At 52.0% G+C, this 22,775-nt stretch carries 23 protein-coding genes; 5 read left to right on the forward strand and 18 right to left on the reverse strand.

Annotated elements, in window-relative coordinates; all coding sequences use genetic code 11:
* Positions 1-3 precede the first annotated feature (3 nt).
* From tuf to folB, 9 genes are all read right to left on the reverse strand, one after another.
* Positions 4-1,194 (reverse strand): elongation factor Tu, encoded by a 1,191-nt coding sequence (gene tuf, locus F3F96_RS04225; protein ID WP_176961994.1) that lies wholly within the window; start codon positions 1,192-1,194, stop codon positions 4-6.
* A gap of 10 nt (positions 1,195-1,204) precedes the next feature.
* Positions 1,205-3,286 (reverse strand): elongation factor G, encoded by a 2,082-nt coding sequence (gene fusA / locus F3F96_RS04230; RefSeq protein ID WP_176961995.1) that lies wholly within the window; start codon positions 3,284-3,286, stop codon positions 1,205-1,207.
* A gap of 150 nt (positions 3,287-3,436) precedes the next feature.
* Positions 3,437-3,907, reverse strand: coding sequence for a 30S ribosomal protein S7 (rpsG, locus tag F3F96_RS04235; RefSeq protein WP_176961996.1), 471 nt, complete (start codon positions 3,905-3,907; stop codon positions 3,437-3,439).
* 27 nt (positions 3,908-3,934) lie between these two features.
* Positions 3,935-4,306 (reverse strand): 30S ribosomal protein S12, encoded by a 372-nt coding sequence (gene rpsL, locus F3F96_RS04240; RefSeq protein ID WP_176961997.1) that lies wholly within the window; start codon positions 4,304-4,306, stop codon positions 3,935-3,937.
* A 287-nt stretch (positions 4,307-4,593) separates the two neighbouring features.
* A complete protein-coding gene (locus F3F96_RS04245) occupies positions 4,594-5,997 on the reverse strand; it encodes an NAD(P)(+) transhydrogenase (Re/Si-specific) subunit beta (RefSeq protein ID WP_176961998.1) in 1,404 nt (467 codons plus the stop codon).
* A gap of 9 nt (positions 5,998-6,006) precedes the next feature.
* A complete protein-coding gene (locus F3F96_RS04250) occupies positions 6,007-6,339 on the reverse strand; it encodes a proton-translocating transhydrogenase family protein (protein WP_176961999.1) in 333 nt (110 codons plus the stop codon).
* Positions 6,336-7,472 carry a Re/Si-specific NAD(P)(+) transhydrogenase subunit alpha gene (locus F3F96_RS04255; protein ID WP_176962000.1) on the reverse strand — a complete coding sequence of 379 codons (1,137 nt, stop codon included), beginning with the start codon at positions 7,470-7,472 and terminating at the stop codon, positions 6,336-6,338. The genes F3F96_RS04250 and F3F96_RS04255 overlap by 4 nt, the downstream gene beginning before the upstream one ends.
* Positions 7,473-7,564: 92 nt before the next feature.
* Positions 7,565-7,987 carry a 2-amino-4-hydroxy-6-hydroxymethyldihydropteridine diphosphokinase gene (gene folK / locus F3F96_RS04260; RefSeq protein WP_176962001.1) on the reverse strand — a complete coding sequence of 141 codons (423 nt, stop codon included), beginning with the start codon at positions 7,985-7,987 and terminating at the stop codon, positions 7,565-7,567.
* Positions 7,987-8,352 carry a dihydroneopterin aldolase gene (gene folB / locus F3F96_RS04265; protein WP_176962002.1) on the reverse strand — a complete coding sequence of 122 codons (366 nt, stop codon included), beginning with the start codon at positions 8,350-8,352 and terminating at the stop codon, positions 7,987-7,989. The genes folK and folB overlap by 1 nt, the downstream gene beginning before the upstream one ends.
* Before the next feature lie 102 nt (positions 8,353-8,454).
* On the opposite strand from folB, the gene F3F96_RS04270 reads away from it, so the two are divergent.
* Positions 8,455-8,631: a zinc-finger domain-containing protein gene (locus F3F96_RS04270; RefSeq protein WP_176962003.1), complete on the forward strand. Its 177-nt coding sequence runs from the start codon at positions 8,455-8,457 to the stop codon at positions 8,629-8,631.
* A gap of 28 nt (positions 8,632-8,659) precedes the next feature.
* Here the strand turns inward: F3F96_RS04270 and rlmB are convergent, their stop codons facing one another.
* Together rlmB and F3F96_RS04280 are read right to left on the reverse strand one after the other, a co-directional pair.
* Positions 8,660-9,415 (reverse strand): 23S rRNA (guanosine(2251)-2'-O)-methyltransferase RlmB, encoded by a 756-nt coding sequence (gene rlmB / locus F3F96_RS04275; protein ID WP_176962004.1) that lies wholly within the window; start codon positions 9,413-9,415, stop codon positions 8,660-8,662.
* Positions 9,405-10,364, reverse strand: coding sequence for a DHH family phosphoesterase (locus tag F3F96_RS04280; RefSeq protein WP_176962005.1), 960 nt, complete (start codon positions 10,362-10,364; stop codon positions 9,405-9,407). The genes rlmB and F3F96_RS04280 overlap by 11 nt, the downstream gene beginning before the upstream one ends.
* Positions 10,365-10,522: 158 nt before the next feature.
* On the opposite strand from F3F96_RS04280, the gene F3F96_RS04285 reads away from it, so the two are divergent.
* Positions 10,523-11,782, forward strand: a complete 1,260-nt coding sequence (locus tag F3F96_RS04285) for an HD domain-containing phosphohydrolase (RefSeq protein WP_176962006.1) — start codon at positions 10,523-10,525, stop codon at positions 11,780-11,782.
* A 20-nt stretch (positions 11,783-11,802) separates the two neighbouring features.
* On the opposite strand, the gene F3F96_RS04290 is transcribed toward F3F96_RS04285, so the two are convergent.
* Together F3F96_RS04290 and F3F96_RS04295 are read right to left on the reverse strand one after the other, a co-directional pair.
* Positions 11,803-12,147: a 5-carboxymethyl-2-hydroxymuconate Delta-isomerase gene (locus F3F96_RS04290; RefSeq protein WP_176962007.1), complete on the reverse strand. Its 345-nt coding sequence runs from the start codon at positions 12,145-12,147 to the stop codon at positions 11,803-11,805.
* A 213-nt stretch (positions 12,148-12,360) separates the two neighbouring features.
* Entirely contained in the window at positions 12,361-12,798 is a 438-nt protein-coding gene (locus tag F3F96_RS04295) for a DUF2721 domain-containing protein (RefSeq protein ID WP_176962008.1), read from the reverse strand.
* A gap of 194 nt (positions 12,799-12,992) precedes the next feature.
* Here F3F96_RS04295 and F3F96_RS04300 point away from each other — a divergent pair, with 194 nt between their 5' ends.
* A complete protein-coding gene (locus F3F96_RS04300) occupies positions 12,993-13,514 on the forward strand; it encodes a hypothetical protein (RefSeq protein WP_176962009.1) in 522 nt (173 codons plus the stop codon).
* 71 nt (positions 13,515-13,585) lie between these two features.
* Here F3F96_RS04300 and F3F96_RS04305 read toward each other — a convergent pair whose 3' ends face one another.
* A complete protein-coding gene (locus F3F96_RS04305; protein WP_176962010.1) occupies positions 13,586-14,059 on the reverse strand; it encodes a hypothetical protein in 474 nt (157 codons plus the stop codon).
* A gap of 86 nt (positions 14,060-14,145) precedes the next feature.
* Positions 14,146-14,847: a DNA repair protein RadC gene (gene radC, locus F3F96_RS04310; protein WP_241697642.1), complete on the reverse strand. Its 702-nt coding sequence runs from the start codon at positions 14,845-14,847 to the stop codon at positions 14,146-14,148.
* A gap of 53 nt (positions 14,848-14,900) precedes the next feature.
* On the opposite strand from radC, the gene F3F96_RS04315 reads away from it, so the two are divergent.
* Positions 14,901-19,496 (forward strand): NAD-glutamate dehydrogenase domain-containing protein, encoded by a 4,596-nt coding sequence (locus tag F3F96_RS04315; protein ID WP_176962011.1) that lies wholly within the window; start codon positions 14,901-14,903, stop codon positions 19,494-19,496.
* Between the two features lie 10 nt (positions 19,497-19,506).
* Here F3F96_RS04315 and F3F96_RS04320 read toward each other — a convergent pair whose 3' ends face one another.
* Positions 19,507-21,639 carry a PAS domain-containing sensor histidine kinase gene (locus tag F3F96_RS04320; protein ID WP_176962012.1) on the reverse strand — a complete coding sequence of 711 codons (2,133 nt, stop codon included), beginning with the start codon at positions 21,637-21,639 and terminating at the stop codon, positions 19,507-19,509.
* Positions 21,640-21,787: 148 nt separating this feature from the next.
* Here F3F96_RS04320 and F3F96_RS04325 point away from each other — a divergent pair, with 148 nt between their 5' ends.
* Entirely contained in the window at positions 21,788-22,015 is a 228-nt protein-coding gene (locus F3F96_RS04325) for a hypothetical protein (RefSeq protein WP_176962013.1), read from the forward strand.
* 55 nt (positions 22,016-22,070) lie between these two features.
* Here F3F96_RS04325 and F3F96_RS04330 read toward each other — a convergent pair whose 3' ends face one another.
* Together F3F96_RS04330 and F3F96_RS04335 are read right to left on the reverse strand one after the other, a co-directional pair.
* Positions 22,071-22,613, reverse strand: a complete 543-nt coding sequence (locus tag F3F96_RS04330; RefSeq protein ID WP_176962014.1) for a DUF924 family protein — start codon at positions 22,611-22,613, stop codon at positions 22,071-22,073.
* Positions 22,610-22,771: a hypothetical protein gene (locus F3F96_RS04335; RefSeq protein ID WP_176962015.1), complete on the reverse strand. Its 162-nt coding sequence runs from the start codon at positions 22,769-22,771 to the stop codon at positions 22,610-22,612. The genes F3F96_RS04330 and F3F96_RS04335 overlap by 4 nt, the downstream gene beginning before the upstream one ends.
* Positions 22,772-22,775: the final 4 nt, after the last annotated feature.

Here is a 22,775-nt window from a genome sequence, read left to right on the forward strand (position 1 = left end):
CCCTTACTTAGTTATGTCGGTCACGACGCCAGCGCCGACCGTACGACCACCTTCGCGGATAGCGAAACGAAGCTCTTTATCCATTGCGATTGGGGTAATTAGTTCAACATCCATAGAGATGTTATCGCCAGGCATCACCATCTCAGTTCCCTCCGGGAGGGTAACTGAACCGGTTACGTCAGTTGTACGGAAGTAGAACTGTGGACGGTAACCGTTAAAGAATGGGGTATGACGACCGCCCTCTTCTTTATTCAGGATATATGCTTCAGCTTTGAATGTGGTGTGTGGTGTGATTGAACCCGGCTTAGCCAGAACCTGACCACGCTCGATGTCTTCACGCTTGGTACCACGAAGAAGAAGACCTACGTTGTCGCCAGCTTCACCACTATCCAGCAGCTTGCGGAACATCTCAACACCGGTACAGGTAGTCTTAACGGTGTCTTTAATACCAACGATCTCGATCTCTTCACCAACTTTGATGATACCAGCCTCAATACGACCGGTAGCAACTGTACCACGACCTGAGATTGAGAACACATCCTCAACAGGCATCAGGAATGGCTTGTCTACATCACGTGCAGGGGTAGGAATGAACTCATCTACTGCAGCCATCAGACGCAGGATAGATGGAGCGCCGATATCAGATGTATCGCCTTCCAGTGCTTTCAGTGCAGAACCGATGATGATTGGCGTATCGTCACCCGGGAAATCGTAGGAGTCGAGAAGCTCACGAACTTCCATCTCTACCAGCTCAAGCAGCTCTTCGTCATCAACCTGGTCTGCCTTGTTCAGGTAGACTACCAGATGAGGTACGTTTACCTGACGGGCAAGCAGTACATGCTCACGAGTCTGTGGCATTGGGCCATCAGCAGCGGAAACAACCAGAATACCGCCATCCATCTGGGCAGCACCAGTGATCATGTTTTTCACATAGTCAGCATGGCCCGGGCAGTCAACGTGTGCGTAGTGACGTGCTTCTGTCTCATACTCAACGTGTGCAGTTGCGATAGTGATACCGCGCTCGCGCTCTTCCGGAGCACCATCAATGTCGCCGTAGTCCTTGAACACAGCGCCGCCTGTCAGAGACAGAACCTTCGTGATTGCAGCGGTCAACGTGGTCTTGCCATGGTCGACGTGACCAATGGTACCAATGTTTACGTGCGGCTTGTTACGTTCAAACTTTTCCTTTGCCATGATCTACTCCTTAACCTTTAACAGCAGCAATGATTTCTTGCGCAATATTGTTTGGTACTTCTTCATAATGTTTAAATGACATGGTGTAGGTCGCACGACCCTGAGACATCGAACGAACGTTGGTTGAGTAACCGAACATCTCGCTCAAAGGAACCTCAGCTTCGATAACCTTGGCGTTACCACGCGCCTCCATGCCGAGCACGCGGCCACGACGACGATTCAGATCGCCAACGACATCACCCATGTAATCTTCAGGTGTTACCACTTCAACATCCATCATCGGCTCAAGAATAACCGGCTTGGCCTGCGCACAACCAGCACGCATACCCATAGAACCAGCAACCTTAAATGCCATCTCATTGGAGTCGACGTCATGGTAAGAGCCGTCAACAACGGTAACCTTGATATCAACCATCGGGTAACCAGCCAGAACACCGTTCTGCATGGCCTCTTCAGCACCCTTACCAACAGCCGGGATATATTCGCGAGGAATAGAACCGCCGGAGATCTTATCAATGAATTCGAAACCGGCACCAACTTCATTCGGCTCGATTTCAAGCCAGCAGTGACCATACTGACCACGACCACCGGACTGACGAACAAACTTGCCTTCGGCCTTGGTGAATGAACGAATCGTTTCACGGTAGGCAACCTGAGGCTTACCAACATTTGCATCGACTGCGAATTCGCGTTTCATACGATCTACGAGAATCTCAAGATGCAGCTCGCCCATGCCTGAGATAATGGTCTGACCCGTCTCTTCATCAGTGCGAACACGGAAAGAAGGATCCTCTGCAGCCAGACGACCCAGAGCAACACCCATCTTCTCCTGGTCAGCCTTGGTCTTCGGCTCAATTGCAACCGAAATCACCGGCTCAGGGAACTCCATACGCTCAAGGATAATTGGATGCTCAGCTTCACAGAGTGTATCACCAGTGGTCGTTGACTTCAGGCCAACTGCAGCAGCGATATCGCCAGCACGTACTTCTTTAATCTCAGAACGCTCATTGGCATGCATCTGCAGAATACGGCCCAGACGCTCTTTCTTCTTACCCTTGGTAGAGTTGATGACATAAGAACCAGCTTCAGCCACACCGGAGTAAACACGGAAGAAGGTAAGCGTACCCACGAACGGATCGGTCATCACTTTAAATGCCAGTGCCGAAAACGGCTGATCATCAGATGATGGACGAACATCAGGCTCATCACTATCCGGATGAACACCGGTAATCGCAGGAACGTCAGTTGGCGCAGGCATGTACTCAATAACAGCATCAAGCAGCGTCTGAACACCTTTATTCTTAAATGCGGTACCAGCCAGAACAGGAATCACGGAGATATCAAGAACAGACTTACGAATGCACTCTTTCAGTGCCGCTTCGTCAACCTCTTCGCCTTCAAGGTAAGCCATCATCAGCTCTTCATCATTAACCAGAACAGCATCAAGCAGCAGCTCGCGACGCTCCTGAGCGACCTCAAGCAGATCTTCAGGAATCTCCTGAACTTCGTACATCGCACCCATAGCTTCGTCTTTCCAGACAATCGCCTTCATGGAGACCAGGTCAATAACACCCAGGAAATCTTCTTCAGCACCAATTGGAATATTCAGAGCCACAGCGTTGTGACCCAGACGCTCACGAATCTCGTCAATTACTTCAAAGTAGCGGGCACCGGTACGGTCCATCTTGTTGACGAATGCAACACGGGGAACTTTATATTTGTCAGCCTGACGCCAAACAGTCTCTGACTGTGGCTGCACGCCACCTACCGCACAGAACACGCCAACTGCACCATCAAGTACGCGCAGTGAGCGCTCCACTTCAATGGTGAAATCCACATGTCCAGGGGTATCAATGATATTAATCTGATGGTCTTTCCAGCTACAGGTTGTTGCAGCCGAGGTAATGGTGATGCCGCGCTCCTGCTCCTGCGCCATCCAGTCCATGGTTGCAGCGCCGTCATGCACTTCACCAATCTTATGACTTACGCCGGTGTAGAAAAGAATACGCTCAGTCGCGGTAGTTTTACCAGCGTCAATATGAGCCATAATGCCGATGTTACGTACACGTTCCAGTGGGGTCTTACGAGCCACGTCGCCACTCCTTTACCATCAAATTAAAAGAACAAACTGTTCTCGGATACCGGGCTTCGCCCTCTATCCAGCAGAGAGGCAACCCTCTTCTGCAATGAACCTGTCAAACAGGTCCGGGTTCAAACAGCAGGCCGGAACCTGCAAATCGTTTTACCAGCGGAAGTGCGAGAACGCCTTGTTCGCTTCAGCCATACGATGCGTCTCATCACGCTTCTTCCATGCTCCGCCGCGCTCAGAGATAGAATCAGCAATCTCATTACCCAGACGCTGAGCCATAGTGTGCTCGGAACGCTTACGTGAAAACTCAATCAACCAGCGCACAGCCAGTGAATGCTGACGACGATCAGAAACTTCGATCGGCACCTGATAGGTCGCGCCACCAACACGGCGAGACTTCACTTCTACAGCAGGCCTAATAGCTTCAATCGCTTCCAACAATGAAGTCAGCGGATCTTTGCCGGTCTTCTGGGATGCAAGGTCCATTGCATCATAAACAATCGCTTCTGCTACGGTTTTCTTACCGTCCAGCATTACCTTGTTTATAACGTTGGAAACTGTTGTATCACCATACTTCGCGTCCGGTGTAACCGGACGGCGTGGGGCAGGTCCTTTACGTGGCATTATTCAAACTCCTCAATCTTTCCGCTATTACTTCGGACGCTTCGCGCCGTACTTAGAACGAGCCTGCTTACGACCCTCAACACCAGTTGTATCCAGCACACCACGGAGAACATGGTAACGAACACCAGGCAAATCCTTTACACGACCGCCACGGATCAGAACAACTGAATGCTCCTGCAGCTTGTGGCCTTCACCAGGAATGTATGCAGTAACTTCCATACCATTGGTCAGACGTACACGAGCAACTTTACGAAGTGCCGAGTTCGGCTTCTTCGGGGTAGTGGTGTAAACACGGGTGCAAACGCCACGACGCTGAGGACAAGCCTGCAGAGCTGGGACTTTATTGATCTTGCGTTTGTCTACTCGCTGTTTGCGAATCAACTGATTAATCGTTGGCATTGTTACCTCTTCTCCAAACTTTCACCCCGCCAATCCGCTGAAAAAAAGCACAGCCCTGGCGAAGGGTCGCGAACCTTAGTGTCGCTCTCTATTGCTGTCAACCGCTTTCATCACTAAAAAAACAGACTCGACACATTCATGCTTTTTCTTCCGCGCTTTCTGCCCTGACTGCAGCAATCACAGCGCTGAAAAACCACCTTTAACATGCTATATATATTATTAACATAGAAGATCACCGCAGGGGAGTCAGCAGCAATCAGGTTGACGACGCTCAAGCAGCCAGAGGATTAATCCAGCGCCTGAACAATCGCCTCACAGGCTTTTTTAGCATCCGAAAACAGCATCATGGTCTGATCCATATAGAACAGATCATTATCCAGCCCTGCATAACCCGCAGCCAGTGAACGCTTCACCACGATCACATGCTTGGCTTTAGAGGCCTCAAGAATCGGCATGCCGTAGATCGGACTGGCCGGATCGGTCTTGGCGGCCGGATTGACCACATCATTGGCGCCAATCACCAGCGCCACATCGGTATCTGCGAATTCAGAGTTAATCTCATCCATCTCAAAAACAATATCATAAGGCACATCAGCCTCAGCCAGCAGCACATTCATATGGCCCGGCATGCGCCCTGCCACAGGATGAATAGCAAACTTCACATCCACACCCTGCTTGAGCAGCACATCCACCATCTCTTTCATCGCATGCTGGGCACGCGCTACAGCCAGTCCGTAACCCGGAATAATCACCACAGAGCGGGCATTACCGATCATAAACGCAGCATCTTCAGCCGCACCACTCTTCACAGGCCGCTGTTCAACCGCGCCGCCAGCCGAAGAAGCCGCCACGGCATCACCACCGAAACCACCCAGCAGCACATTAAACAGCGAGCGATTCATCGCCTTGCACATAATATAAGAGAGGATCGCACCGGATGAGCCGACCAGTGCACCGGCGATAATCAGCATATTATTGCCCAGTGTAAAACCGATGCCCGCTGCAGCCCAACCGGAGTATGAGTTGAGCATCGAGACAATCACCGGCATATCGGCGCCACCAATCGGCACGATCAGCAATACACCCAGCACCAGCGCAACCGCCAGCATAATCAAAAACGGCAGCCATGCCCCACTGACACAGAACATGATACCAGCGCCAATCATTACCAGACCCAGCACCAAATTGAGCATATGCTGGCCGGCAAACTGTAGCGGTCGACCCGAAAGAAGCCCCTGCAACTTACCAAAAGCGATCAGTGATGCGGTAAAGGTGATGGCACCGATAAAGGTGCCGAGAAACAGTTCAATGCGACTGGCCAGATAGAGACCGCCCTGCGCATTGGCAATGCCATAAGCCACCGGATCATAACAGGCTGATACGGCAATCAATACCGCCGCCAGACCCACCAGTGAGTGCATAAAGGCCACAGTCTGCGGCATATGGGTCATCGGCACCTTGCGCGCCACCACACCACCAATCAGGCCACCGATAGCGATAGCCGTAACAATCCAGGCGTAGTTCTGCACCGCATCAAGCTGCAGTGTAACCAGTGCCGCAATACCCATGCCGAGCATGCCAAAGGTATTACCACGGCGGGCAGAGGCCGGACTAGCCAGACCTTTAAGGGCAAAAATAATCAGTACGGATGCGGCGAGATAGGCCAGCTCCACCATGTTTGCAGATAACATGAGTTCCCCTTAAGTCCGTTTTTTGAACATGGCCAGCATACGCTGCGTCACCATAAAGCCACCGAAGATATTCACTGAAGCAAGGCCCACAGCAATCAGCCCCAGTACGGTCGCCAGATTCATCTCCAGTGGCCCTGCCGCCAGCAGTGCACCGACAATAATAATACTGGAGATGGCATTGGTTACGCTCATCAACGGCGTGTGCAGGGCGGGTGTTACGTTCCAGACCACGTGGTAACCGACAATGATCGCCAAAACAAACACAGTGATAGAGAGAACGATAGGGTCAGCCGCCCCATCCTGTGCGACCTCTGCCGCATTCTGAACAGCATCTACATTCACGACGTCTCTCCTTTACCCAACAGATCCGGCTTGAGGAATTCGCCGTCCCGACAGATCAGCGAGGATGCGATCACCTCATCTTCCATATTGATAGTCAGACCACCAATCTCCTTGTCCAGCATTGGCGTCAGGAAATTCAGCAGGTTGCGCGCATACAAGCCACTGGCATCTGTAGCCATCAGGGCCGGAATATTGCCAACACCCACCAGCGTTACGCCATGCTTGGTGACAATCTTATCCAGCTCGGAGAGTGGGCAGTTGCCACCCATCTCAACAGCCAGATCAACAATCACCGAGCCGGGTTTCATGGTTTTCACCATCTCTTCTGTGATCAACACAGGTGCAGGCCTGCCCGGAATCAGTGCAGTGGTAATAATAATATCGGACTTGGCAACGCGCTCGGCTATCAGATCAGCCTGACGCTGCTTATAATCATCATCCATCTCTTTGGCATAACCACCGGCATCTTCGGCATCTTCATCCGAAGCCACCTCAACGAAACGGGCGCCCAGACTCTCAACCTGCTCTTTGGCAGCTGCGCGCACATCAAACACCTCGACATTGGCACCCATACGCCTTGCCGTAGCAATCGCCTGCAGACCGGCCACGCCAGCCCCCATGATCAGCAGTTTGGCCGGCTGCACAGTACCTGCAGCGGTCATCAGCATCGGGAAGAAACGCTGGTAATGTTCCATAGCCAGCAACACCGATTTATAACCGGCAATATTGGCCTGCGAAGAGAGCACATCCATGCTCTGGGCTCGTGAAATACGCGGCACCATCTCCATACAGAAGCAGGTCAGCCCCGCATCGGCATAGTTTTTAAGTAACGGATTGGTAAATGGTGAGACAAGGCTGACAACCACAGCACCCTTTTTAAGGACTTGGATCTCAGCCTCATTGAGCGGACGAACCTTTAATACCAGATCAGCACTGCCACAGGTGGCGGCAAAATCGTCTGCCAGCTCAGCACCTTTTTCGACATAAGCAGCATCCGGATAGTTGGCAGCAAGACCCGCCCCTTTTTCGACCACAACACGGCAACCGGCAGCCATAAATTTGGCTACGGTTTCAGGTGTGGCTGCAACGCGTTTTTCGTGAAGCTGGGTTTCGGCTGGAACCGCAATCAACATCTGTTCATTTTCCCCTGTGAGCAAGTTGTCTGAACTGTGATCATCATGATGACAACTCAATGGAAGTGGCATTGTAAAACCACTGCCCCGTATTACAAGCGCAATTCGACTAAGGTTACTGCATCCCCGGCACGGTCGGGAAGATCAATCGCCACCAGTTCAGCGGCAGGCACATAGGCATGCGCATAACGATAGAGCTCATCATCAAGCACCTGACCATCATACATCAGCACATCAAGATCGAGCGTGCGAGGTTTCCACGAGCCTGCAGAGCGGTCCCGCCCCTGCGCATCTTCCAGCTCTTTCAACCGGGTTTTGACCAGCGCCGCAGAGAGCTCTGACTCAACCCTGCAGCAGGCATTAAGAAAGTCCGCGCCGTCCATGCCTACAGCTGGCGAATGGTAGACCGAGGAGAAGCAGACCTCCTCAAAATCCCTGCGCAGCGCAACCGCCGCCAGCCTGAGATTCAACTCAGGCTCAATATTAGACCCCATGCCTATCAGCACTTCTGCCATCAGCCGATTTCACCCCGTTCGATAAGCACAGCCACATTCTCAGTGCCACGCACCGCCCCCGGCTTGGACATTTTCAGTCGCACCCATGGCACACCGAACTCTTCTATAATAATTTGCGCACACTGCTCGGCCAGCCTCTCAATCAGCCCGAAACTCGAAGCCTCAACAAACGAGATCAACCGTTTGGATACCGATTTGTAGTCCAGAGCATCTTCAATATCATCCGATACTGCTGCCCGTGAGATATCCCAGGCCATCTCCAGATCAAGCCTGACCGTCTGGCGAATCTCCCGCTCCCAGTCATAAATCCCGATCACAGTCCGGATCTCCAAACCCTCAATCAGTACAAGGTCTTTAGCACCCATAACACTCTCCATATATCTTTCTCAGATGATGAAAACTTGACACTTTTCCATTTTATACCAGTATTCGCCGCGCTTTTTTTTGGTACAAGGAGAGGGGTCCCAATGAGTAGTGTCGTAATCAAATCAACAGAAGAGATCGTTTCATGTTCGGACAACGGACAGCATCCCCTGATCTACATCAGCCTGAAACCGGGCAACGGTCAGTGCCAGTACTGCGGTCAGAAGTTCATCCGCACCACAACCAACACATCTGAGAACAACGAAAAAATCGCTGCCTGAAGCAGCCTTCACGGAAACATTCTCACAATCAGCCTTCAAAGCGCTGCCTGTTGATCTCAAACAGGGCAACACCTGTAGCAACCGAAACATTCAATGACTCCACATGCCCGGGCATCGGGATACTGATCAACTGATCACAACCCTCGCGCACCAATCTGCGCATCCCCTTGCCTTCAGAGCCCATCACCACTGCAGTCGCACCTTTTAATCCCGCCGCATAGATCGAACTATCCGCCTCACCTGCCAGCCCGACAATCCAGAAACCCGCCTGCTGCAGCTTCTCCATCGAACGCTTGAGATTGGTCACCTGCAACAGTGGCAATCTGGCCAATGCCCCACAGGCCGCCTTGCTCACCACAGGTGAATGCAGATCGGCAGCATGATCCTTGGGTACAATCACAGCAAGACAACCCGCCGCTTCGGCTGTGCGCACACAGGCACCGAGATTATGCGGATCAGTCACCTGATCCAGCAGCAGCACCATAGGTTTGGCATCCATATCCACGGTTTCAAGCCACTGCTCAAAGGAGAGTGCCTTTTTCGCTCCTGCAACAGCCGTGCGGGCCACCACACCCTGATGCGGAACCCCTCCAGCCAGACGAGCCAGCGCATCCTTCTGCATAAAATTAACCCGTATGCCTTTTTTCTTGGCCAGATGTATCAGCTCATTCAAGCGCGGATGCGATTTACCCCGCTCAATCATCAGCTCATCAATCGCATCACCTGCATCGAGTGCATGTTTGACGGCATGAATGCCCGCAATCACATTTCCATTACTGTTCATACTTCTCCCTGAATGCGTCGATAAATGCATCATACATCGCTGCCGGCAGTGCATTGATGCCTGCTGCCGCTTTTCTGCCGCCACCGGTCGGGAACATCATACAGAGCTCATCCGCACCGGTTTTATTGTTCAAAGGTGCCCGCACACTGATGCGGTAGTCGCCACCGGGCAGCACTGTCAAAAGCGCATGCGCCCGATCCGGATGCTGACGTGCAAGCTCGTTGCCATAGACACCGGAGACACGCCGCGTCCACGGTGCATCCTGTAACATCACCACAGCGATATGCTCCTCTTCTACCGCCACAGGAAGATTTCGCGCCTGAGTGATATCCTGCTCATATCCAGTTGCCAATTGCTGATAATCGGGCGACTCGGCAATAAAAGCGAAGGGATCAGTGTAGGGTGAGATAGCACGATAGAGATCAGCCGGATGAAAGTGTAGATCTTCGGGTGTGACTCCGTAACCGTTGTAGTTGATCAGCGTGCCTAGCAGCTCCAGCTGTGAAAGTTGGGCATCGGAGAGATTCAGAGGCAGGGCTGCAGCACGGGCTGAATCGAACAGGTTATCACCAAAAGCCGCCGTGACTGCCCACGGCAGATACGCACCATCCAGATAGTCATTTACCAGCAGACTGGTGCAGGTGTTGGCCGAAGTATCGATATGGGCCTCGAGATTCGCAGATTCAGGAATAGCACCGGCAAAGTGGTGGTCGCAGTAGAAGACGGAAGCGCCACAATCAAGAGCTCGGATAAGATCATCGCGGTTTTTATCCAGCGAGATATCCAGTACGGTTACCTTATCCCCGGCCTGGGCTTCAACACGTTTAAGCAGGGAGATATCCCGCTTCACACCGGTCACCAGCACAGCATCTACAGGCTTGGCCAGCCTCAGCTGATGCAGTGCACAGATACCATCGGCATCACCATTAAATACGTCGAAATGAGTCATAGGCAAACCCTTCGCAACCAGGGCTGCAAATGCAAGCAAAAGCACGGAATGGATGCAATTAACAGTAGGCATAATATTTATGCTCATGTATAACTCGTAAACTGCGATAGAGTAGAGGTTACAGATCGACTCTTTTCCTGCCGCCAGGAGGCCCTGCATTGAGCAACTTCAACATCAACCTGCATGAGCTTGTCTACAGCCTCTCAGATGCGCTTGATCTGGTTGGTGTGGTGCAGATTCATCATGGCAAACGTGTCGGTTTTATGGCCGCTGAATGTGGCAAACAGATGGAGATGGAAACCGAAACGCTTGATAGCCTGTTTCAGGCCGCCATTTTGCACGACTGCGGCGTATCCAACACCTCAGTACATGCCCGCCTTGCCCAGTTTGAGTGGGAGAAGGTGCATGGCCACTGCCAGATCGGCGCTGCGCTGCTCGGCATCACGCCACCGCTGGCCCACCTCTCCGATGTTATCCTGCACCACCATACCCACTGGGACAAACTCAAAGAGCTTGACCTCTCTGATGATGTAAAACTCATGGCCAATCTTATTTTCCTGGTTGATCGTGTGGATGTGCTCTCCCTGCATGCGCAGGTTAATGATGCCAATATCCTGCTCGGCTCAGATGCGATAAAAGAAAAAATCATCGAGAATCGCGGCACTTTTTTCAATCCTGAACTGGTCGATGTCTTTATGGAAGTTGCAGATTCTGAAGCCTTCTGGCTATCGCTGGAACGCGAACATGTTGATGGTTATGTCTATGAGTGGGTAGGCCACGAAACCACCCGCCCCATCCCGTTTGAAGATGTCAAAAGTCTGGTCAAGATCTTCTCTCACATCGTCGATGCCAAAAGCCCTTTCACCTATGAGCACTCTCAGGGTGTCGCCAGCCTGGCGCGTTATCTGGGAGAATTGTTTGAAGTTTCAGAGCACAACTGCGACATGCTCTATCTGGCAGGGCTCTTACATGATATCGGCAAACTGAGAGTGCCTGATGATGTGCTTGAGAAAGCAGGCAAACTATCCAATGGTGAGTTTAAAACCATCCAGCGCCACAGCTTTGATACCTTCAATATCCTGAAGAAGATTCGTGGGTTTGACGATATCGCCCTCTGGGCTGCCCAGCACCACGAACGGGTGGATGGTGGTGGTTATCCCTACCACACCAAAGAGCATAAACTATCCCTGGAAGCGCGCATTGTTGCCGTAGCCGATGTCTTTCAGGCACTGGCCCAGGATCGCCCCTATCGTCCGGCTCTAAGCCCGGCTGAGATTTTCACCATCCTCTCCAATGACTCCAACGTAGGAAAACTCGACACCGGTGTTGTTAAGATGGTGGGGGAGAATCTTGATTCCTGCTGGCGCAAGGCCACCCTGCAGGATCAAAAAGAGGCTGCAGTCGCTAAAGCCCACTAAGCCACACTATTTTCTAAATCTCATTTGGGTAGATACTTACCATAAGAGTCACGGTCCATATCTATAATTTCCACTGTGATTACCGAAGCTGGAATATGCAGTGCAGTTAAACCCGACAGAACCACCTCGCCAAGGCGTTTTTTGTTCTCTGCATCCCGGCCAGATTTAATCCGCGCCTGAATATGGATATAGGGAGAGTTTCCGCCTGCGTTGGTAAAACTTCTGAACGGATAGGCGCGTGTTTTAATTTGATCAGCTTTAAACAGACCACTCTCTGAAATAGATCGATGGATGTTCATCAGCAGAGCATCAATTTCCGAATCACCAGCCAGCTCTTGCTGATATTCAACGATAATATGTGGCACTGATATCTCCTCTATCCATTCTTGACCTGCACCCCTGAAACCGATCCAGGTTCTACGTTAGAAGTTTTAACCAAGCAGTCAGAACATGTCAAAGAGAAGCAATCCGCCAGAGGAACACAAACAACCATTGTTGCTCATGCCCGGACAGTCAGCATGGAATGAGCTTGAACTTTCACCTTGTTCAAACACCCATAAGTCTAACCTGACCTGCCTTCACATGATCTTGACCTCCAACTTGAGGGCGGAGAGCGAGGCATGCACATCCATCAGGAAGAAGATCAGGGCGGCAATCAAAGAAAACATACATGATACAAAAATAAGTGTGATGACCATTACGGCCTCAATATCCATCAACACAACAAAGAAGAGAACTATGACCAACGAGGCTGCTAACAGCAGACTGATGCAGGCGAATTCAATTGCTCGCCTCAGCAGTTGACTCCTGCGTTCCAGGATCACCAGTTGCTGCCGCACCTGATGCTTTTCACTGCCCGCCTCATCGTTCCGAAGAATATTTGACAATTCCCTTGATCGGTCGATGACCCGCGCAATGCGGTTGGTCATTGAGAGTAGTATTAGACCGACACCGGAGATCACAATAACCGGAGCAATGGATAGCTGTAGTACAGGAATAAAATTTTCTAAGGACATAACCACACTCTAGACGATGTCGGATAATATTGTCGTTCTCTTTTGCGGGTTCCATTCAATCTACAGGGTATTCCAACAACAATAAACTTGCATAAAGTCCCGCTCCAAACCAGCACAAGACTTATCTGACCGGCTCATGTCGGCCAAACCCGGACGATCAGAATTGTGCTATAGTTAGTCTAATTGGGGGATGGATGCCTGTACTTTCAGCTATAGATAATGCACACAAAAAAGCTCACAAGATTGGGTTGATATTATCAGTGGCTCACATTGTCCTGTTTTTAGTAACCTTAGCATATATAAAGTCTTCGAATGACCCTCAAGCTTCGCTAATTTGGGTTTATTTTACCTTCATTGATTTCCCAACAATCCCACTTTACTTTATTCCAAACCTTGGCTCGATTGTCCACATCCCCTATTTGGCACATGGGCTACTTGGAGCTTTGTGGTGGTATTCCTTGCCGCGTCTATTTATGAAAAAGGACTATGGTGGGGTTTGGAAAAATAAAAGGGAGTCTAAGCCTGAAAAGCTTCACACTATCTACACAGTACTCGGAACAATATTAGTGTTGTCTGGATTAGGCTTAAACAAATCTTTTGGATCCAGCTACCTGGGAATGCTCTTGTTTGCGTTTGGAATGTTTTTTGTCATGAAGGGAACAGGCATTTTCTTCAAAATCATTCCTCCGAAACCGTGGGAAAAAGGGCCTGACTAAACATCTTACTGAATGACCGCATATGGCGGTTTTGCGTCAGTCGCCAATGACGGTGTTACGCCAGGATTAATTCAGGCGACAGACCACCCGGCAAGTGAGGCGCGGGCGGTGCCGCCGCTGATATCCGGGGTAATGCACAACTCCAGAGTTGTCACGCCATTCAGATCAACGCTGTAATCTTCAAGCTGCAGGGTTGAATCCGGCGAACTGAAATTGTATTGCTGGCGTGCAATGTCATGGTAAGAGACTCCTCCATCCGAAGACCAGCGCAATACAAACTCCTGTGTGCGCTGCTGATGCTCTTCCTGAAACAGCAGGCGAATCATCGTGAGTCGTTGCGGTGCATCAAACAGCAGGCGAAGCGTCTGCTCTCCAGAGCTGGCCGCCAACCAGCAGGAGTCGGAGCCTGCAACAAAGGCCGATTCAATCGGGTGCGCCTCATCCTCGGATGTGATCTCTACCTGAGCGATCTCTTGCAGATTTAACCCGTGATATTCCACCACTGCGACTTCCTTAATATCTGACTCAATAATCCGTTTGCGCATCTGCTTCTCCCCTACATAATTATATTGAGCCCATCCATTGTACTCTGAACCATAGACTCTCGCCAGGCTATTGCATTCAAGAATGCTTAAAACCAACCATTCTCTTTGAAGGAGAGCACCTCTTTGCCGGCGATCAGGAAATGGTCGAGGATTTTGATATCCAGGGCCGCGCAGGCTTCGGATAGCCGTTTGGTCAGTTCGATATCTTCTCGACTGGCGTGCGTGGTGCCACCGGGATGGTTATGGAAAAGGATCAGCCCTTTGGCGTCCAACTCCAGCGCCCGCTTCATCAGGTTGCGTGGAAATACTGCGGTGCGATCCACGGTGCCTTCAAACAGCACCTGCGTAGCAACATGGCGATGCTGCTGATCGGTAAAGATGGCACCGAAACACTCCATGCCACGCCCCTGCACCAGAATGCGCAGATGATCTTTTACCCGTTCAGGCCGATCAAACACCTTTTTGCCCGGCAGATCAGAGGCGAGATAGCGAAGTTCAGCCTGCCGGATCAAGGTTAGAAACAGCGCTCCCTTCTCACCCATACCGGAAACCTGTGCCAGTTCAGCAGCCGAAGCGTCGAACACACCAGCCAGTGTGCCGAAGATCTCCAGCAGCCGCTTGGCAATCGGTTTCACATCGACACGTGGAATAGCATAGGTGAGCAGCAGCTCCAGCACCTCGTAATCGTGGAAGCCATCAAAGCCATGGTCTGCAAAACGCAGCCTTAATCGTTGCCGATGTCCTTTGACAGTTGCATCCATATCCTTATCAAAGCTGATCGAGCTCAAGGCGTCAATCAGGGGCGATTGCCCTTGCTGTCGCCAGCACCTATGCTGTGACCATGCGACACCTTCGCTCACAGCTTATCGACCTGCTTGATCAGGCCCGCCAGCAGCACCGTATGGAGATCATTCCAAAACGGCTGCTCGCTCTGCTGGTAAAAGAGTTTCTTGCTCTGCTGCCCGGAGAGAAGAGCAAACGGGTGGAGCTCTCTGCCCGCACCCTCACCCACGGCAATCTTCACCGCCACATCTTCACCATCCGTTGCCCCGATCAGGCCTTCTATCTGGATGCCATCAAAGGTTATCTGCTCAAGTGTGATATCCAGCCCATCGGCCAGCAGACCATGGTTGCCAAAATGGAGTGCGACGATGAGGCCTGCTATCTTGAGCTGCGCAAACCCGATATTCGGGATGAGGCGAACTTTATGTTTATCGCCCTGCACATCTCAGCCACGATCACACCTGATATCGGACCTCTGAAAAAAGATATCCAGGCCATCCTTCAAGCTGTTGATCTCTCTGTTCGTGACTACCGACCCATGCAGAAACTGGTGGCCCAGGCTGTAGCTGGACTGATGATGGCGGATGATAGTGACGGCGCATCGCTTCTCGACTGGATGAATGACGCCCACTTCCTCCACTTCGGCATCATCCACGAGAACAGTCGACTTGGTGTGGCCAAAAAGATCCGGGTACTTGATCGCATCGCTCCGGGACTGCTCGATCAGATAAAATCAATAAAACCGGCAACTGAGATCGGACTCTGCTGGTTCAGCCTGAGCGCCACTGCTCATTACCTCTACAGTGCCGCCAGCGTAGAGGTGGTACGCGCCAGCTGGAGAGGGGCTAAGGGTGAGATGCAGCAGATCATACTTATCGGCCACTTCTCGCGCAGCGCACGTTATGCCAATGCCAGCTATCTGCCTGTTCTGGCCAGCCGCTGGCGCGAACTGGCCAGTGACACACTGCTGCAGCACTCGGCATTCTATCGTCGCGAAATCCGCACCCTGTTTGACCGCATGCCCAAACGCATTCTGCTTGCCAGCAAGGGCAGCGACTGGCTGGAACCGCTGAAGGCAATCATTGATCTGGCTGGTCCTATGCAGCTGGTTGCCCGACTGATCCCTGTGCTCGAAGGCAACACCGACATCCTGATGATTACCGTCACGGCCAAACGTTTCGGCCCTTCAGTCATGCAACATATGCTGCAGGCGCTGGCCGATGCCGGGCAGATTATCCATGGCCACGACTCATTCGGCATCGGCCCCCACCGCATCATCCTCATCGGCATTGACCGCAGCTCTCCGGCCATCCCGCAGAAGAGCCTTGAGGAGAGCATCCGCCACTGCATCATCTTCTGGAAAGATATCGCACGCGCCGAGGTGATGCGCCATGCCGATATCTTTGATATCCCGGCAACCCTGAATGAGCTGGAGCAGATCCCGCCGCTTTATCAGGAGCTTTTCCCACCGGCCCAGTTCACCCGTGACCTGCAGATGCGCGAACGAGTCCTGCAGAGCGGACGCACACGCGTTTATGTTACCCCGCGCGCCAAAGCGACCGGCGATGAGGTGGAGCTGCACATCTACTCACTCAAGCAGCCTTCACTGGGCACACTTGTGGACACCATTCGCGCCTTTGGCCTGGATCCAATTCAGGAGGCGGTTGTCCCCTTTGGCAAAGATCCGGAGTGCCTTGAAAACCCGGATGACCGTTGCGGCTGCATCCATATCAGCTCGCTGATCTGTCGCGCTCCCCTCCATCTGGATAAAGAGGATGCACAACGGCTGCGTCGTGGTCTGGCACAGGCACTCAATGATGAAGCAGACCACGATCCGATCAATGTCCTGCTAATTACAGCCAAACTGGAGATCGATCAGATCGCAGTGATGATCACACTGCGCAATCATCTGATTCAACTGATCCCCGACGCCGCCAAGCTTCCGCTTTCAGACATGATCTCGCGTCATCCTGAGGTAAGCGCAGCACTACACAGACTCTTTGCCGCTCACCACCTGCCAGCCATGCCAGAGAGCTACCTTGTCGAAGCCCGCGAACTGTTTCATGAGTCGATGGGCAGCATCAGCAATCTCTCCGATGATCGCTGGTTCAGGGCACTGGCCGAACTTGTTGAGGCATCACTGCGCAGCAACGCCTTTATTCGCGCCTTCGGCGAACCCGTCGGCATTAAAATTGATCCCGGCAAACTGAGCTATGCACCTGAGCCCAAACCCTATCGGGAGATTTTTGTTCACGGCGTACATATGGAAGGTGTTCACCTGCGTGCCGGCCCTATTGCACGCGGTGGCCTGCGTTATTCAGATCGACCCTCTGACTTCCGTACTGAGGTGCTGGAATTAATGAGCACGCAGGTGGTGAAAAATGGCCAGATTGTACCGACCGGCTCCAAAGGAGGTTTTGTTGTTCGCGGCGGCACAGACTCCTCATTTGTACTGGATCAGTACCGCACCTTTATCGATACCCTGCTATCGCTGACCGACAACATGGACCAGGCCACTGCAGTCGCAGCTGAGGGAATACGCATTGCCGAGAGTGATGCCAACGACCCCTACCTCGTAGTTGCCGCTGACAAGGGTACGGCTCGCTTCTCTGATGATGCCAATGAGCGTTCGCAGCAGGCCGGTTTCTGGCTTGGCGATGCCTTTGCCAGTGGTGGTCGTTTTGGTTACGACCATAAGAAGGTAGGCATCACCGCACGCGGTGCATGGGTCTGTGTGGCCCACCACTTCGCCAAACTCGGCATTGATGCATACAGCGATCCAATCAGCTGTGTTGGCATTGGTGATATGGGTGGTGATGTGTTTGGCAACGGCATGCTGTTAAATCCGCAGCTGCGCCTTATCGCCGCTTTCAATCACCGTCACATCTTCCTTGATCCGGAACCGGATGCGACCACAGCCTTTGCTGAACGGCAGCGCCTGTTTGCCGAGATGGGGGGCTGGGATAGCTACAACCAGCAGCTGATCAGTCAGGGGGGCGGTCTGTTTGAACGCAGCGCCAAAACGATTCCACTGGCCAGAAACATGCGCAAACTGCTGATGACCGAAGAGGATAGCCTCTCGGGCGAAGCGCTGATCCGGGCTATCCTCGCAGCGCCTGTTGATCTCCTCTATAACGGTGGTATCGGCACCTACATCAAAGCCGCATCCGAAAGCCATGCCGATGTGCGCGATCCCGGCAACAATGCCGTACGCATCGATGCCACGCAGCTTCGCTGCAGAGCCATCAGCGAAGGCGGCAACCTCGGGCTGACCCAGAAGGCGCGTATCGACTATGCACTCGCTGGCGGCATCATCAATACCGATGCGATGGATAATGCCGCAGGCGTGGATATGTCTGACCATGAGGTGAATCTGAAGATTCTTCTCTCCCCGCAATCAGGAAACAAAATATCCTTTGATAAGCGCAACAGCCAGCTTAAAGCGTTGACTGAGGCCGTGACGGCTGACTGCCTGAACAATAACCTGCTGCAGTCGCGCGCCATCACGCTGGCCGAAGCGGCGGCCAGCCAGCACCCGCTTCGCCTGCGCAGACTGCGCGACCATCTCACTGAGCAGGGGTGGCTGGGTGAAGCCGTGGCGCCGAGAATGCAGGAGAATGAACTACTGCATCTGCGTCCGCAGCTCTCTGTTCTGCTGGGTCAGGAGAAGAACCGCATCCATGCCCGCCTCAGCGCAGAGATGTTTCATCAGCTTGCTGTTTTTAACCAGCAACTGCTCAACAGCTATTTCCCGGAGCCCCTGCACAAGCGTTTTGCCTCTAAATTTTCGAACCATCCTCTGGCCTCAGAGATTATTCACACCGTAGCCAGTAATCATGTCGTCAACCATATCGGGCTTGGCGCTGTCCATCATCTGGAGAGCATGGTTGATCATTCAATAAGTGATATCGCTGGTGCTCTGCTGGTCAGTGAAGCGCTGCTTGAGGCTCAGTCACTTCGCGATGCAATCTGGTCAGATGTTAAAGATCCCAGTCTGGTCATCGCTCTTCAGCAACAGCTGCAGGAGCAGCTGATCCACTTTGCCGAAGAGCTGCTTCGCCTCTGCCCTATTGCCAAACTTGATCAGGCCTGGGTGAAAAAACAGCGTAATGGTCTGGCTCGCTTCCGGGATCAACTGCTACAGGAGAAGATAGCCAAGCCTGAAGTGGCAGGGCTGGAAGCCGGATGGCTTGAGCAACTGGCCACGCTTCCTGAATTGGCACATGCCGCCTGCGCACTGCATATCTCCTCGACGCACCAGATACCACTAAACCGCTGTCTAACAGCCAGCAGGGCTTGTCTGCAGCATCTGCCGATCAGAGAGATGGAGCGGCAGTTGCGTTCAGCTGACTGGGGCGCTGCAGATGCGCACAGTTTGCGGCGGGAGTGGTTACAACGACTGGTTACCCTGAAAGAGAAGGCAATCTGCCAGCTACTCGATAAGAGTGGCATTCACTTTGAAGCAACAGCAAAAGCGCGATGGCACCAGCACCCGAGCTGGGCAAACATTGAGTATTTGATGCGCAGCGAGCATATCGGTGAGGATAGTGATACTACCCAGCCGAGTGAGCCGCGCCGCGCCGAATCAAGGCGTATGCAACTGCTTCTGGCACTAACCCGGTTAGAGTCAATTATCGAAACCCAGGGACAATAACAGGGGACAGTCAGTGCAACAGCTGATGGATGGCTTGCGATAGCTCTGCCATCTTAAAGGGTTTCTCATGCAAAAGACTCTTATCTACCCCTTCGATATCACGAAGGGCTGCTTTCTCATCGTGACCGGTGGCAAACAGGACCGGGATAGCGGGATTGATCAGGCGCATGCGATGGGCAACTTCACGACCACTCATTTTCGGCATCACCATATCAAGGATAGCCAGAGCCACCTCAGATGGCTGCTCCTCAAACAGGCGCAAAGCCTCAACCCCGTCTTCAGCCTGAATGGCCCGATAGTTCAGTGACTCCAGCGCTTCAACAATCACCCTGCGCACCATCCTGTTATCATCCGCCACCAGCACCAACTGGCCACTGCCGCGATGCAGTGTTGCATTCACTCCTACCTCAAGCCGTGCCTGTTGGGTAATAAGCGGCAGATAGATCTGGAATGTGGTGCCAACACCCTGGCTCGACTCAACCTCAAGAATGCCACCATGAGACTCGATACAACCATAAACCATAGAGAGGCCAAGGCCGGTGCCATGGCCTGCCTCTTTGGTCGTGAAAAAGGGATCGAACACTCTGGCCAGAGTCTGCTCGGGAATGCCACAGCCATTATCGCTGACAGTCAGTTTTGCCATCATCTCCTGATCCACATCGGGGTGCGCATCAGCAAACGTCTGATCAATAACAAAGCGCTCCAGTGCCACATTGATCTCACCCTCATCCGAACCGGCCAGCGCATCGCGGGCATTATTGAGCATATTCATCAGCACCTGCTGTAGCTGTGTTGCATCACCCATAACGGTGAGCGGCTGCTCACAAACATCCAGGTTGAGCTTGATATGTTCAGGCACAGAGATCCTGAGCAGGCGCATGCTGTCGTTTAACATATGGTTTAACTGCAGCGCTTTTTTCTCTCCCTTCTCATCACGGGAGAAGATCATCAGATTTTTAATCATCTCTGATGCCTGATAACCAAGCTTTTCGGCCATCTCCAGCTTTTCGGTGGTGCGAATTGGGTCGCATACGCTCTTCTTGGCCAGATAGAGATGCATCAGAAGCCCGGAGAGCATATTGTTAAAATCGTGGGCGATGCCACCTACCAGTGTGCCGATCGCATCCATCTTCTGGGCCTGCCTGAACTGCACTTCAAGCTTCTCATATTCACTCATATCCTGCTGGATGGCGGCATAAAACTCTGTCTCACCCCGGTGTTCAACCGGCACAATGGTCATCAGGGCCGGGTAATCACTGCCATCTTTTCGGCGGTTGGTGATCGTTCCTTCCCATACACGCCCTGATCGTACGGTACTCCACAGTGCATGAAAAAAGTCGGCATTGTGTTTGCCACTGTTAAGTAGTGAAAGCGGCTTGCCCTGCACCTCATCTGCTGAATATCCGTTAATGCTCTCAAAGGCCGGATTAACATACTCCACATGACCAGAGGTATCAGTAATAATAATCGCCTCTGCCGACTGCTCGATGGCCTGTGAAAACATTCGTAAGCGGCGCGCATTGGCCTCCAGCTCAGCCGTGCGCTCGGCAACCCGCTGCTCCAGCTGCTCATTCAGGCTGCGCAGCTTCTCTTCAAGCTCAACCCGTTCTGAAATATCCCGCAGTAGTCCTTCAACACCGACAGCGTTGTTGTTTTCATCAAACATCATATGCGCATTGGCAGAGGCATGGATAACAGAACCATCTTTATGCACCAGCTCCAGCTCATAATCACTCACATGCCCCTGCTGCTGCAGCATGGTCAGAAAGGTGGCCCGATCCTCAGGGTGGCGATAAAAGAAAGTGGCCGGACGCCCTTTGATCTCATCGCAACTGTAACCGGCAAGCATTGCCACCGAGGGGCTTATTTCAGTGATATTGCCCTCTACATCTGCGCTGTAGTAGACCTCATGAATAGCATTGAGCAGGCGATAGTATCTGGCCTGACTATCTTCAATCAGCTGCTTCTTATTCATCAGTCGATCATGCTGTTCACCTGTTGTTCTGTGCAGTTCATCCACATCTACACCCCCACACCCCCTGCGCTTAAAAATTACCCGCAGATTACCAATCATGATGAAATTAGTGGGAAATTCAGAGACCTGCATCACAACTGTGGCACTCTGCATCAGTTTCCACTTCATTTATTGCGCAAATCGACCCTGAAAAACGAGGGCGAAGGCAAATGAAGTTGCGCAGCATGTTTACATACAGACCAAAGTAGCTAATCATCGGCTATGTTTCCGATCTTATGCTAAGATAAGGTAAAGCACTGCTCAACGGGAGGTGACCATGACTATAAAAACAGGCGTTGTATCAATATTCATCATGGCCGTCTTCTGCATGCTGGCAGGCTGCGCCTCGGATGAGCGACAGGTAAACTATAAAGCGATTGGTGAAGAGGCGTGCCGCGACCATGGCGGTCTTCTGCTCGTTGATCAAGCTGGTGAATCTGCGGTTTACACCTGCAAATCCGGCATGACCTACAAACTGAAAGAGCCCGACCTGCTGGTTTTTTAACTGCGCACTTACTAAGTCTTTCGTTTAACCAGGCCAGACAACAGCTTCTATTAAATCAGAATGAGGAGTCCGGCTGCTTTAAAAATTCGAGTTCTTCAGGCGTAGACGCTCTGTTCAGAACAGCATTACGGTGCGGATAACGGCCGAAGCGATCAATGATCATTTTATGTTTGAGTTCAAACTCCAGATTAAATTCCACGCCCGGCTGATCAAACAATTTGACTGCCTGGGTATGAATCGCCATCGATTCACTATGCATATAGGGCATATAGAAAAATGCTTTTTCCGGTGCATCAAACTCCTGATCCGCACCGATACGCACCGCCTCCTGCGCCAGTACCAGCGCCATACCATCCCATGCAAAAGCTTCAGGGCGATCACGGTAAATATTTCGTGAAAACTGATCCAGTATAATAATTTCAGCCAAACGTCCGGATGCCTCCTCGCGCCACTGATACAACTTTCCTGCCGTAGCATCGGTATGCAGCGCGCCAAAGCGCTCCTCTATCTCCCGATCCAGCCGCGCATCTTTCACCCACCACTGGCGGGGTTCCAGCTCTACAAACCAGAATTGCAGGACATCAATCACCTGACTCATGCGTAGAAAAGCGTTTCGCCACGAAGGACACGAAGAACGAGAACATTATAGAAGGCCACCGGACTGACCAGGAAGCTGACTTTCTCCACTAATAATTGCCTGGCAAATATGCCTGAGCTTGTCATTTCTTCGTGACCTTCGTGTTCTTCGTGGTTCATATGC

The organism is Mariprofundus sp. NF (assembly GCF_013387455.1).
In the GTDB taxonomy this organism is placed as follows: Bacteria; Pseudomonadota; Zetaproteobacteria; order Mariprofundales; family Mariprofundaceae; genus Mariprofundus.

Bases quoted from the DNA above. Each gene is read 5' to 3' on its own strand.
- F3F96_RS04320 (WP_176962012.1), bottom strand. From the start codon at position 21,639: ATGAAGTGGAAACTGATGCAGAGTGCCACAGTTGTGATGCAGGTCTCT.
- F3F96_RS04330 (WP_176962014.1), bottom strand. From the start codon at position 22,613: ATGAGTCAGGTGATTGATGTCCTGCAATTCTGGTTTGTAGAGCTGGAA.
- F3F96_RS04255 (WP_176962000.1), bottom strand. From the start codon at position 7,472: ATGTTGATTGCGGTTCCAGCCGAAACCCAGCTTCACGAAAAACGCGTT.
- F3F96_RS04280 (WP_176962005.1), bottom strand. From the start codon at position 10,364: ATGACTCATTTCGACGTATTTAATGGTGATGCCGATGGTATCTGTGCA.
- F3F96_RS04270 (WP_176962003.1), top strand. From the start codon at position 8,455: ATGAGTAGTGTCGTAATCAAATCAACAGAAGAGATCGTTTCATGTTCG.
- F3F96_RS04335 (WP_176962015.1), bottom strand. From the start codon at position 22,771: ATGAACCACGAAGAACACGAAGGTCACGAAGAAATGACAAGCTCAGGC.
- F3F96_RS04315 (WP_176962011.1), top strand. From the start codon at position 14,901: ATGCGACACCTTCGCTCACAGCTTATCGACCTGCTTGATCAGGCCCGC.
- folK (WP_176962001.1), bottom strand. From the start codon at position 7,987: ATGGCAGAAGTGCTGATAGGCATGGGGTCTAATATTGAGCCTGAGTTG.
- rpsL (WP_176961997.1), bottom strand. From the start codon at position 4,306: ATGCCAACGATTAATCAGTTGATTCGCAAACAGCGAGTAGACAAACGC.
- F3F96_RS04295 (WP_176962008.1), bottom strand. From the start codon at position 12,798: ATGTCCTTAGAAAATTTTATTCCTGTACTACAGCTATCCATTGCTCCG.
- tuf (WP_176961994.1), bottom strand. From the start codon at position 1,194: ATGGCAAAGGAAAAGTTTGAACGTAACAAGCCGCACGTAAACATTGGT.
- F3F96_RS04325 (WP_176962013.1), top strand. From the start codon at position 21,788: ATGACTATAAAAACAGGCGTTGTATCAATATTCATCATGGCCGTCTTC.
- F3F96_RS04245 (WP_176961998.1), bottom strand. From the start codon at position 5,997: ATGTTATCTGCAAACATGGTGGAGCTGGCCTATCTCGCCGCATCCGTA.
- F3F96_RS04305 (WP_176962010.1), bottom strand. From the start codon at position 14,059: ATGCGCAAACGGATTATTGAGTCAGATATTAAGGAAGTCGCAGTGGTG.
- rlmB (WP_176962004.1), bottom strand. From the start codon at position 9,415: ATGAACAGTAATGGAAATGTGATTGCGGGCATTCATGCCGTCAAACAT.
- rpsG (WP_176961996.1), bottom strand. From the start codon at position 3,907: ATGCCACGTAAAGGACCTGCCCCACGCCGTCCGGTTACACCGGACGCG.
- folB (WP_176962002.1), bottom strand. From the start codon at position 8,352: ATGGGTGCTAAAGACCTTGTACTGATTGAGGGTTTGGAGATCCGGACT.
- F3F96_RS04300 (WP_176962009.1), top strand. From the start codon at position 12,993: ATGCCTGTACTTTCAGCTATAGATAATGCACACAAAAAAGCTCACAAG.